The organism is Arenibacter nanhaiticus, assembly GCF_900141935.1.
GTDB lineage: Bacteria > Bacteroidota > Bacteroidia > Flavobacteriales > Flavobacteriaceae > Arenibacter > Arenibacter nanhaiticus.
Map to the genome: position 1 here is coordinate 23789 of NZ_FQYX01000026.1, position 12449 is coordinate 36237.

The 12449-nt window shown below is 36.2% G+C and carries 8 protein-coding genes and 1 pseudogene; 3 read left to right on the forward strand and 6 right to left on the reverse strand.

All coding sequences use genetic code 11. The features are described 5' to 3' along the window. Nucleotides 1–108: 108 nt before the first annotated feature. Nucleotides 109–375: pseudogene (locus tag BUA16_RS14065) on the forward strand (MFS transporter); the annotation flags it as partial. Nucleotides 376–456: 81 nt separating this feature from the next. On the opposite strand, the gene BUA16_RS14070 reads toward BUA16_RS14065, so the two are convergent. Both BUA16_RS14070 and BUA16_RS14075 read right to left on the reverse strand, forming a co-directional pair. After that, the gene (locus BUA16_RS14070) at nt 457–906 is read right to left on the reverse strand and encodes a GNAT family N-acetyltransferase (RefSeq protein ID WP_072765396.1); all 450 of its coding nucleotides are present in this window, start codon (nt 904–906) and stop codon (nt 457–459) included. A gap of 25 nt (nt 907–931) precedes the next feature. Next, a complete protein-coding gene (locus BUA16_RS14075) occupies nt 932–2242 on the reverse strand; it encodes a phosphoribosylamine--glycine ligase (protein ID WP_245795571.1) in 1311 nt (436 codons plus the stop codon). Nucleotides 2243–2654: 412 nt separating this feature from the next. Here BUA16_RS14075 and BUA16_RS14080 point away from each other — a divergent pair, with 412 nt between their 5' ends. After that, nucleotides 2655–3392, forward strand: coding sequence for a tyrosine-protein phosphatase (locus BUA16_RS14080; protein ID WP_072765397.1), 738 nt, complete (start codon nt 2655–2657; stop codon nt 3390–3392). Nucleotides 3393–3396: 4 nt separating this feature from the next. Here BUA16_RS14080 and BUA16_RS14085 read toward each other — a convergent pair whose 3' ends face one another. From BUA16_RS14085 to BUA16_RS14100, 4 genes are read right to left on the reverse strand one after another with little or no spacing between them, the layout of a single operon-like run. Next, nucleotides 3397–5760, reverse strand: coding sequence for a GumC family protein (locus BUA16_RS14085; protein ID WP_072765398.1), 2364 nt, complete (start codon nt 5758–5760; stop codon nt 3397–3399). A 16-nt stretch (nt 5761–5776) separates the two neighbouring features. Further along, nucleotides 5777–6556 carry a polysaccharide biosynthesis/export family protein gene (locus BUA16_RS14090; protein WP_072765399.1) on the reverse strand — a complete coding sequence of 260 codons (780 nt, stop codon included), beginning with the start codon at nt 6554–6556 and terminating at the stop codon, nt 5777–5779. Nucleotides 6557–6589: 33 nt separating this feature from the next. Further along, nucleotides 6590–8524 carry a polysaccharide biosynthesis protein gene (locus BUA16_RS14095; RefSeq protein ID WP_072765400.1) on the reverse strand — a complete coding sequence of 645 codons (1935 nt, stop codon included), beginning with the start codon at nt 8522–8524 and terminating at the stop codon, nt 6590–6592. Next, nucleotides 8521–9651 (reverse strand): DegT/DnrJ/EryC1/StrS family aminotransferase, encoded by a 1131-nt coding sequence (locus BUA16_RS14100; RefSeq protein ID WP_317045398.1) that lies wholly within the window; start codon nt 9649–9651, stop codon nt 8521–8523. The genes BUA16_RS14095 and BUA16_RS14100 overlap by 4 nt, the downstream gene beginning before the upstream one ends. A 650-nt stretch (nt 9652–10301) precedes the next feature. Between BUA16_RS14100 and BUA16_RS14105 the strand changes: the two genes are divergently transcribed. After that, entirely contained in the window at nt 10302–12377 is a 2076-nt protein-coding gene (locus BUA16_RS14105) for an Ig-like domain-containing protein (protein ID WP_143150519.1), read from the forward strand. Nucleotides 12378–12449 lie beyond the last annotated feature (72 nt).

Consider the following 12449-nt stretch of genomic DNA (forward strand, 5'->3'; position numbering starts at 1 on the left):
TCTCGTGATATGGATTTTAATATTACTTCGGGTTTAATTAAAAAGCAGCTTGTGTAAAGAAGCCCTTATTGTTTCAGGATTGTTACTTCTTATAGGAATCAATTAAACATCAGGCAAACCATTCTGCAGCTAAGAACCCCAGACCATATGCGCGGGCGGGTCGCCTCGGTAAACACCATGTTCGTTGGCTCCTCCAACGAACTTGGTGCTTTTAAAAGCGGACTAACCGCCAAAATAATAGGTACGGTAACGGCGGTAGTTTTTGGAGGATGTATGACCTTGGCCACCGTCCTATTTACTGGAGCGATCTCTCCTACCTTTAGAAAACTAGACCTTAGGGAAGACCTAGATGCTTTTGAAAATGAATCTAATTAAAGATTAAACACGATTTCAAAAGCATCCAGACCAGCCTACCACTTAGACGATACTAAAGCTTAACCTTTTACAGCATGAGTTTTAGGGGGTATATATAAATAGCCATTCCCTATTTGAAGGATCCTTTGACTGTGAAACAACCTGAAATCCGTTTTTTTCGTAGAATGCTTGCAACCCCTCTTCTTCTATAGTTAGCCAATACGATTGCTTTGGCTGTCTTGCCTTTAAAGCATTTAACCACTGGGTTCCCAAAGCTTGGTTTCGACGGTTGGGATCTACATACAAAAATCCGATATATTGAAAACTAACATCCCTGTATTTCTTACCCTCAGTTAGTTCAAAATCGGTCATATTCGGAGGGTCTTGTTCAAATACAATTCCACCCGCTACTATAGCCCCCTGATCCGTAAGCACATAAATATTGGCATTTGTCTTATAGGTATTCCATACAGGTACAATTATGGCCTGCCAATCTAGCGGCAGCATCTTAAAATACTCCTTGGCGTCACTTTCTAAAGATATGAAATCCATCAATAAAAATATTAAATTACCACTGTTACAACAATCCCCAAGACCATAAACGATCAAAATCTTCTGACCATCTATCTCCTATATCCGTTCTATAGTATACGTTATTGATGATGATATTGCTGATACGGTTATGCATCATACGCTGAGCATCCTTCATGGTAAGCCCCGTGCCGGTAACCAATAGAGCTATCCCTGTATTACCAGTAATTAGCCATTCATCATTAATTTTTTTAAGATGCATGGGATGGACTCCCTCTTTCATATCTTTCTTAAAAACAATAACGGAATCTTTAGAGAATAATTCGAAGGTTTTTTTATCCTCGAAAGGAAATGGAGGTACTACCATATAGGCCCCTACCTGAAAGCCTTTCCTAACATTGATCTTAAATTTCTCACCCGAAGCTAGTTTATAAAACATATTGCCGATTGGTTCTAATATACCTGCACGTTGAATATAAATTTGCGGATATCCAAATCTCGAGGTAAATTCTAATGGGTAGATACCATTTCCGTTCACGATGCAATTGATATCTATTTGCCCTATAAAACCACCTTTTGCCAACGAACTTTCGAACTTTTTTAAAGTAGCATCAAAAATTGGGGAATCGTTGGTCCAGAACATACTAGACCCCATTTCCCCTGTAGATACTCCCAACTCTTTTGGAAATAATTTTTTGTGCTCAAAGGTGATATTAATAGGATTGATAAATTCCTTACCGTTAAAATAAGCCGATGCCGAGACCTCAACACCTTTTACTTTTCGTTGTAATTGAAAATTCCCAAATTGATTCCCCCATGATTTTTCGTAGGCCTTAAGAACTCTTATCACATCCAAGCCTTCATCGTCGCTACCCACAAATAGTAATTGTTTGTATTCCTGAGTTTCTCCTGAAGGTTTTATTACATATGCATTGGGATGATCCTTTACATATTGTATGGCATCCTGAAAATTAAAAAACTCCTTGGACGGTAATATCTTAATCCCGTGTTTCTTCATTTCGGCTTGCCCAAAATTACGGTCAAGCTCCAACAGATCCGAATATTCCGTACCCCCAACGACCAATTTTCCCTGAGCCCTTAATTCAGAACAAATTTTACCATATCCGGTGTAATCAAAAATAAAAATATCGGCCCACTCCATATGAGTTTTCCAATCTTTGGCCTTTTGCACAAATCCATATCCAATCTCCTTGGACGGCTTGTCTTCTATATACATTTTTACTTGATGCCCCTCGCTTAAAATAGCGATGGCCAAATCCAAGGTTTCTCCCCATCGGGAAATTATTAAGAAATTACGTTTAATTTCTATAGTACTATTTATTGCTTTTGTTTTCAATTTGATACCAATCGTTAAGTGCTGCAATTTATTTTATATGTTCTGTTTACGTATTCCTTTTTACAAACATGAAAACACACGGTACTGTCAAAGAGTGTATTCTCAATTTCAAAAGGTGCTGTTCTTAAATTTTTAACTGTAGAATTCGTTGCCCTTTCCTGTAGGCTAGATGGCATATTCACTGGCTGCCCGAATGAAGGTAATGGTTTCAATACATTAAGCTTAAACCCATTAGTGTGTGATTTTGAATCAAAGATATATTAAAAAACAATTCATTATTAAAAAATAACGGAAGTCTTAAACTTAAATTATAATTTAAAAATAAATCCCATAAACTTAGAGGACTATATTTCAAAAAACTTTTTACCCATATATTTTAGAAAGCCTATTTTTGCATTTAAATCAAGTACGAATGTTTCATTTTTTTAGTAAAAAAACTTTTTTAGCAGACTTCCTCGGCGGATTTATAGACATCCATAATCATATTCTCCCAGGTATCGATGATGGTGCCAAAACCGTGGCTGACTCTGTAGCTTTGATTAAGGGATTCTCAGAAATTGGCGTTCAAAAATTTATCGCCACACCACATATCATGGATAATTATTATCCCAATAATAGCGATACCATTACAAATGCGTTAAGTTCCCTTACAAAGGAATTGTCACAACAAGGGATGACTCAGATAACTATTGCTGCTGCTGCAGAGCATATGATAGACGCTAACTTCGAGGTTATATTAGAAAACAATCAGGTGATGCCTATAAAAAACAGGTATATGCTTATTGAAATGTCCTATTTACAACCTTCCATTAATTTCGATCAGGCGGTTCAAAAAATCACTGAGCATCGTTATTTTCCAATCCTAGCCCACCCTGAGCGGTATGCATTCTTTCCCATTAATTCGCCAAAATTAAAATCCTATAAAAATAATGGAATTGCGCTTCAATTAAATCTTTTATCGCTTAGTGAATACTACGGTATAGAGGTACAGAAAAAAGCCCATAAACTCTTGTCAGAGGGATTGCTCGATTTTGCTGGTTCTGATGTTCATAACCAAAAACAGCTTAATTGCCTTAAAGAAATGCGAATCACCAATAAAACAGCAAAATTATTAATGCCTATTATAGAAAAGACAAAGTCACATTTTTAAGGTGCTAAAATTTCCACCATTTTAGATGAGATTTCCCATAGCCGTAGCCATAGGATCCGCCATACCCTAAATTATTTGCCTTAACATTGTTGACAACAAAGGAAAGTCCTTTTAGTTTCCCTTCGCTTTTAAGTTTTAAGGGGAATTCCAATACTTTTTCTTCAGTAACCCCAGCCTTGATAACATATAGAATATGATCGGCATATTCACTAATAAGCAAGGTATCTGTAACCACCATTAAGGGAGCTGTGTCCACAATGACATAATCGTATTGTGTCGCAACTTCCGATAGTAATTCCTTCATCTTATCCTTCATTAAAAGTTCGGCAGGATTGGGAGGTATTTTTCCTGAATATATAACATCTATGGTATTTTTTCTAACTTCCATGGTGGTAATAATATCACTTGCTTTTATCGAGCAATCAAATAAAAACTCTGTCAATCCGGGTTTCTTATCAGCTCCGGATTTGAGCTCATTGGTATTCGGGAAAAAAGAAAATATTTTAGGATTTCTAATATCAGCACCAATTAGAAGAACTTTTTTATGGGTACTGGCAAAAATCATGGCAAGGTTTGAAGATAAAAAGGTCTTACCTTCTCCAGGAACCGACGATGTAATGTAGATGACATTCCCCTTATGTCTTTGGTTAGTAGCTTTTATGTTATAATCTATATTGGTCCTAATAATTCGCAAGGACTCTGCTAATACGGACCTATCTTCCTTGTTTACAAGTTTGTCTTCACGCCTTCCTAAGCTAGGTATTTCTCCCAGCACCGGTACATCCTTTACCAGTTTTTCTAAACCGGTTTTACTATGTATCTTATTATCCAACAAATCTTTCCCATATATTACCGAAAAGGGTACTAGAAGCCCAAAAATAAAAAACGCCAAATACACAATTTTTCTTTTGGGAGTAACTGGTTCTGGACTTACACTATGAGAGTTATCAATAATTTTGGACTTTGGAGAGGCCGATGCAAACGAGATTTGCGATTCTTCCCTTTTCTGTAATAAATAAATATATAGAGACTCTATAGTTTGTTGTTTTCTACCTATATCCCTTAAGGCCCTTTGGTTTCTAGGCGCGGCGTATAATCTCGAATTTACCCTAGAGAGTTGACCACTGAGACTATTAACTTGTAGGACCAAATTATCGGTCATACTTTGCAAACTAGACTGCATACTTTGTTTGAGGGTATTAAGTTGTTCATCTAGGTTGACAATAATAGGATTCTTTTCATTCGAACTTTTTAGCAACCGGTTTCTTTCGGACACTAGCTCATTGTATTTGGCAGTGGTACTCGCTATAGCTGGGTCAGAAAGCCCAATGGAAGGCAAAATATCAAATCCTTTCTGGGTATCTACCAAATCCTTCATAGAAGACGCAATATCTAATTGTAGTGACGCATTTTCTAGCTCTTTTTGACTCGAGGCGCTAACGGTTAAATTCACACTCGCTTGGGAGGCTACATCGGTAATACCTCGGCCCTCCTTATACTCCTCTTCCGTTTGGTCTGCCGAAGACAAATTAGAATAAATCTCAGTGATTCTGTCATTTATAAATTCGGAAGTCCGGTCAGCAATCTCCTTTCTATCACGAATAGCATTACTATTATAGGTGTCTATTAAATTATTAATTATATCATTGGCCTTCTCAGGTATAGGATCATTTAAGGTGATTTCTAAAATATTGGAATACTCCATTACCGGTGAAATAGAAGTCTTTTCCTGATATTTTTGTGCTACTTCACCAACGGGCTTAATACTAATCTTGAACTTTTTATCATTAAAATAGGATAAATCATCTTTATTCGGTGTCAAAACAATATCTCCAATAGCCGTCGATATACTTTTTCCAAATGAGACCAAATTAGCAGGTTCGTCTTCCGATTCCGTATATACGAAAGAAGAACCATTGCCAAGGGTGATATAAAAATCAAAATAGGAGTTCTCCACAATAGAATCTTTCGCTATAAAACTTATCTTAATAGGTGGATTCTTATATACTTCAGAATCTAAAATCTTCCCAAGGGCCGTAATCTTAACATTGAGCCCTAATTTTTTGACCACTTCAATGAAATTAGACCTAGAGTTTATAATTTCTATTTCATCTTCTACTTTATTGGTTCCAGAAGGCAATATCCCTAAGTCTTTAAAGGACCCCAATTCAGAATTAGCATTTTTATCTTCTAAAATTTGAATTTTAGCTTGCGCCGAATATTCGGGAATAGAATACCTAAGTTTCACGAATGCCAAAGAAAGAGCGATGATAACAGACAGCACAAACCATTTCCAATGCCGAGTATACATTCCTAAAATTTCCTTTAAATTTTTATCGGAAGATTTATTTTTAAAATTTAAACCCATGTGTTTTTATTATTAATTATAGCCTAGTAAGAAGTACTATGGTAGATGTAATTAGAATAGAAGCTATGGATATGGCTATAGATGCTCTATTATCCAAACTGTATGATGCCTTTGCCGAATTATTGGGCTCAACATACACTACATCATTTTGAGTTAAATAATAAACTGGTGAATTTAAGGACTCTTTTTTTGTTAAATCGATTCGTTCATAAACCTTGGTGCCATTAAAATCTCTAATCACCATGACGTTTGTTCGCATTCCTTTTATCGTTAAATCACTAGCCAATCCTAAGGCCTCCAAAATAGTAATTTGCTCCCCATTTACGGCATAGGTACCAGGCCTATTAACCTCTCCTAAAATAGTTACTGTGAAATTTTTTAACCGGATATTGATTATAGGATCCTTTAAATAATCTTTTAGTTTAGCAGCCAGCAACATCTTGGCTTCATTAGGAGAAAGTCCCGCTATTTTTACAGCTCCCAAGACAGGAAAATCAATTTCTCCGTTTTTATCGATAATATAATCGAGTTGCTCAGGTCGCATCCCTCCTTCTTCGTATCCTTTAATTAAATTAAAGGGGACACTAGATTGTGGATCAAGGGTAGATACATTTATACTAATAGCATCATCGACTTTAAACCTATTAATACTCGTATTATCACTGACAAGGGTCTCAAAAGACTTGGCATTCTGAAAGTATACCACATCCTTTCTGGAGGCACAAGACGATAGCACACCAATAAGTACAAATACTAAAACAAATTTGAAATTTATTGCGAAGGATTTTTTATACATAATGATTGGTTTCTAAAAGGATTAAAAGAAAAACTAAGATTGGTATATTTTATGCCCTCCTAGAGTCTTGGTTGCATCAGTAAGTTTTTTATCGTGTTTACATAGCTTAGAATTGTTGGAAATATATTCTGGAACAATCTCTTTCATAAGCCTTACTGTATTTTGATCAAAAAACATATTTGAGACACATAATTCGTTGATTTTTGATTTTGTATCTTCATAACAAAGTTCCCTGGATTTACTGATCATTATCTTTTTATGGTAGGTTGGCATCGTATCCTCCCCATTGGCCAATAACTCTTCATATAGCTTTTCTCCAGGTCGCAGCCCTGTAATTACAATATCAATATCTTCAGGGTATCGAAGCCCCGATAATTTGATCATATTCTTTGCCAGATCAAAAATCTTTACGGATTCTCCCATATCGAAAATAAAAATCTCTCCACCTTTCCCCATACCTCCTGCTTCTAAAACTAATTGTGATGCTTCAGAAATGGTCATAAAATAGCGGGTAATATCCATATGAGTTACTGTTAACGGTCCTCCCTTTTCAATTTGTTTTTTAAATAATGGAATCACCGATCCGTTAGATCCCAATACATTTCCAAAACGTGTAGTAATAAATTTAGTTTTATGATTTTGTTGGGCACAACTAATGTACATTTCTGCAATTCTTTTCGTAGCACCCATAACATTGGTAGGATTGACGGCCTTATCTGTCGAAATAAAAGTAAATTTGTCAACATTATTATCCATCGATAGGTCTACAATTACTTTTGTTCCTGCCACATTTATTTTTATAGCTTCATAAGAATTATATTCCATCAAAGGGACATGTTTGTAAGCAGCAGCGTGAAAAACCATATGAGGTTTGTATTCTTGAAAAACCCCGGTCATTCTGTTTTTATCACGAATATCGGCCACAATAGGAATAAAATTATGAAATCCGTTCTGAATCAATTCCTGCTGAAGATCATATAAGGCAGACTCCGCCTGATCGATAATAATTAACGATCGGTATTCATAGTTAGCAATTTGTCTAACCAATTCACTCCCAATAGAACCTGCGCCACCGGTGACAAGTATCACCTTATCTTTCAGTTCCATAGAAATTCTTTCGTTCTTAATATTGATCGGAACCCTATCCAACAAGTCTTCGATCTGAACCTGTTTTATCTGAGATATCTTAAGCTCGCCATTGATCCAATTCTCTATGGGCGGTACAATTTTAACTTGAATCGGAAAATCGACCAAACCACCCACCAATTCTCGCAACCGGTTATGGCTAATATTTTGAATAGAAAATATAACCTCTGTTATATGATTCCTTTTGATAAAATTTTCGGTTAATACATCGGGTCCATATACAGTAACTCCATTGATACTTTTACCTACCTTCTCATTGTCCTTGTCTATGTAGCCAATCACCCTAGAAACACTATTGATCTGACTAGTCAATGCGTTATGGGTAAGTACGCCAGACTCCCCTGCCCCATAGATCAATACATTTTTACTGGTTTTAAATCGCTTTAAAAGATTATAATACAAGGTTTTAAACACATATCTAGATGCCGTCAGCATCAAAAAACTTAATAAACTATGGATTATAATTATAGACAAGGGCACGGTTAGCCCCTCCATAATTTGGGCTTCTCTATTTAGGATTACCATAAAAATGGTAACTATGCTCGATAAACAAATAGCATTGAAAATATTATAAACATCCCTAACCCCAGTATGTCTTATAACCCCTTTATAAGATCCTGTAATTAAAAAGGATACCAACCCAATCAATAAAATAATAGGCAATTGTATCAACAACATATTAACTTCGAAGTCCAAGGTTAAGTTAAACCTAATGACATAGGATAATATAAAAGTGATGGCAATTGATAACAAATCAATGACCAGAACAATCCATTTGGAGGTATTCTTTTTTACCCTATTGACTAAGTAATCTTGCATCATGGGTTAAAGTTTTTTTGGATTATTTCAATGACCCTGTTTAGATCATCCCTATTCAAATTAGATCCGCTTGGCAGACATAAACCTCTATTAAACAAATCTTCCGAAGTTCCGTCTACAAAACTGATACAGTTATCAAAAACAGGCTGTAAATGCATTGGTTTCCATAACGGTCTAGACTCTATTTCATATTCTTGGAGCGCCAACCGAATAAGTTCTCTTATATTCTTGGAGGGGGTTAAAATACAGCTTAACCATCTATTGGAAAAAAAACCTTTAGGTTCCTTGAGAAATTCAATTTCCTTGATTTCGGACAATTGCTGCTTGTAATACTCAAAATGAGCTCTTCTAGCCGCTACCCGTTCCTCTAACACCTCCATTTGTCCTCTTCCGATTCCGGCCAGCACATTGCTCAACCTATAATTATAACCTATTTGGGAATGCTGATAATGCGGGGCGTCGTCGCGGGCCTGGGTCGAAAGAAAAACAGCTTTTTTCTTCAATTCTAAACTATTGGTAACTAAAGCTCCACCTCCAGAAGTGGTGATTATTTTGTTACCATTAAAAGACAATACTCCCATGGTTCCCAGCGTACCACATTTTTCCATCCCTACTGTACTTCCAAGAGCCTCAGCACTATCTTCTAAAACCGGAATTCCATAGTGATCGGATATTTCTCTTAATTCTTTTACTTTATATGGCATTCCATATAAATGAACCGCAATGATGGCCTTAGGCTTTTTCCCTTTCGCAATCCTATCTTCAATAGCCTTTCTTAGTAAAACAGGGGATATGTTCCAAGTATCACTTTCACTATCCACAAAAATGGGGGTTGCCCCCAAATAACAAATAGGATTAGCAGAGGCCGAAAAAGTAAAACTCTGACAAAGTACCTCATCTCCCTTACCTACTCCTAATAATGCTAACCCTAGGTGGATGGCTGCCGTACCAGAACTTAAAGCAGCAACATAAACTCCATTATCTAAATATTTCTGGATCGCAGCTTCAAACCCGTCCACGTTAGGGCCAAGCGGCGCTATCCAATTGGAATCAAAAGCCTGCTGTACATAGGATTGTTCATTGTTTCCTATATGAGGAGAAGAAAGCCATATTTTAGTCAGGGTTATCACAGAAGATTGGGTTTAGGCGTTACTACAATAAAAATAACCATACTGTTTTAACTCCTATAAAAACAAAACCAGTATTCGTTTAAGCAATAAAAATATCGGTCAAAAACCTTTCTATCGAAGTAAATTTTAAGGAACAACAGCAACAATTGCATACAATAACGCTCTATATCAACTTTTTAACAACATCGAGCATAAGATTAGTGCCAGAACTACGTGAAAATAACTTTTGACTTTTTTAAATTATTATTAGCAACCATTTCTTTTTTATCCTGAATATCCTTGAGGAATGAACGATGACTACTTAAAATGGCTGCAGTCTACATTAAACATATAGAAATACCAGTATCTATTATACCTTAGTATACTTATAGCTTATCTGATTATGTAGAAGTTAGTAAAAACAAGACTATAGCATTTTGTTTACCTTCTATACTTTTTAGGCCTTCACTTTTAAAAAATCTTAAAAAAAGATGCATTTCATCGAAAACGAAAATTAAAAAGATCTAAAACCGTAATCTAAACGTTAAACCAACATTGCATTACAACTGTGCAGTTCAACGAACTTAAATTGCATTTCGTCGTTGATTACAATTTTAGATTATTTTTTAAGAACCCAAATTATGTTTAAATTTAAATTAATTTCCTATCTTATGAAGCTTAACCTACCCAAACTCATGAGCATGCTAATTTTTACGGCTGCGGTGTTATTGAATTTTTCCTGTGCGAAAGACTCGGATTTATTAGTAGATTATGTTGTTGACGATAACAACACAGCTATTGAAGAAGACAAAGAAGAAGAGCCTCAAGAAGTCGTCATCGACTTAGAAAATGCGGCTATCACAACCAAAGAAGACAAACCAGTAACTTTCAATATTCTTAACAACACTACTTCTAAAGGAGGTGGAAGAAGAACATACAAGAGTTCTAGAAATCCTAAATATGGGGAATTAACCATTCAAAAAGACAGTATTGCCCTTTATTCTCCATTAAACGATTTTAATGGAACGGACGATCTTGAATTAACGCTAGAGGTCACCAATGAGGACGAAACTACTTCTGAAGTTGTAGTAACAGTAGATATCACTATTGATGCCGTAACCGATGTTATACAAGATACAATCGTTACAACGACAGATGATCCTATCGTTATAGAACCTCTAAAAAATGACACCTTTAATAAAGAGAGCACTGTATCCATTACAGAAATAAGCGAACCAGCTAATGGTACCGCAGTGTTAAACAATAATAACACCATCACCTATACTCCTAAAGCCAATACTTCTGGCGAAGACACCTTTACCTATACGACCTCTATTACCAATGTAGACGAAACTGTAAATACAGAGAAAGGTACTATAATAGTAAGTAAAGAGGCTGTCACCGAAGTACCCCCTGCTTCCGGAGATATGGATTATGGACCATTAAAAGCCTTCCCTACAGCATTCGGTGGAGGCGCCAATGTTACTGGTGGTAGAGGCGGAAGAGTGATACACGTTACCAATCTAAATGCCAGTGGTTCTGGATCTTTAAGAGAAGCCGTAGAAGCAAGTGGAAAAAGAACTATTGTGTTCGATGTTTCCGGAAATATAAATTTAGGAGGCGCAGAACTTCGAGGAAATAGTGATTTGACTATTGCTGGTCAAACAGCTCCTAAAGGAGGAATTACTTTTACCAATGGAACAATTAAATTTAGTGGCAAAAGAAATATTATAATTAGATATATGAGAGGTCGCCCCGCTGAAGCCACTTCTGGAGAGGTAAAACACGGCGATGCATTTATATTTTCTGGTTGTGATGACGTAATATTAGATCACGTTTCCGTATCCTTTGGCGGTGACCAAGCTACTACCTTAGCAGCAGAGAGCTCAACCCATTCAAGTAGAAGACATACTGTACAAAGAAGTATCTTTTCAGACTCATATACTGGTGTTCTATTGGGAGATTCTAATGCTCCTTTTGAATCTACAGACGATGTTTCATTCATTTACAATGTTGTTGTAGATATGCCACATAGAACTCCAAATGTAGGAGGAACTGGAAGCTTTGAAGTCATTAACAATGTGATTTACAACTGGAGGAATAGAGCTACTAATATCAACCAAAGCGCACCTCATCTTAATCATATTGCCAATTATTACAAAAGAGGGAGGTCTACAGAACAAAACAGTGTGGCCGCAAATGCCAATAAAGTTCAAACAAGTGCCAGCGCTTTAATCTACACCAGAAAAAATTACTATTCTGGTAATGTTCTTAAGGGTCTTGAATCTGAAAACAATGAGGTAATTTGGTCTACTTTTAGTGGTAGTAATCCGGTTCCTAGCCGATATTTTGTTGACACACAATTCCCATTAATCGGAGTGCCTGTACCAATTATGAATGCCACAGAAGCATATTCTAATGTATTGGCCGATGTTGGAGCAAACAAGTACATAGACGACAATGGTACAGTTCAGTTATATTTAGATGAATATGACACAATAAAAATTTTCAATATTAAAAATGATATCAGTACGAAGGTATATCGTGATTACTCTAGTTGGAGAATTCCTTCGCTACCAACTAACAAAAGAGCGAATAATTATGATACTGATGGGGATGGGATGGCAGACGCCTGGGAACTTGCCAATGGTTTAGATCCAAACAATCCTGATGATGCCGCAGCTGATAGAAACAATGATGGATATACTAACTTGGAAGATTTCCTTAATCAGGTAGATTTTCTATAATTAGTCCCCTAAAATAGAGTTATCTATTTTCAAATAAAAAAAAAGTTCGTCTACTAATTGGTAGACGGACTT

Coding starts and splice junctions, on each gene's coding strand:
- BUA16_RS14070 (WP_072765396.1), bottom strand. CDS start 906: ATGGATTTCATATCTTTAGAAAGTGACGCCAAGGAGTATTTTAAGATG.
- BUA16_RS14080 (WP_072765397.1), top strand. CDS start 2,655: ATGTTTCATTTTTTTAGTAAAAAAACTTTTTTAGCAGACTTCCTCGGC.
- BUA16_RS14085 (WP_072765398.1), bottom strand. CDS start 5,760: ATGGGTTTAAATTTTAAAAATAAATCTTCCGATAAAAATTTAAAGGAA.
- BUA16_RS14090 (WP_072765399.1), bottom strand. CDS start 6,556: ATGTATAAAAAATCCTTCGCAATAAATTTCAAATTTGTTTTAGTATTT.
- BUA16_RS14095 (WP_072765400.1), bottom strand. CDS start 8,524: ATGATGCAAGATTACTTAGTCAATAGGGTAAAAAAGAATACCTCCAAA.
- BUA16_RS14105 (WP_143150519.1), top strand. CDS start 10,302: ATGAAGCTTAACCTACCCAAACTCATGAGCATGCTAATTTTTACGGCT.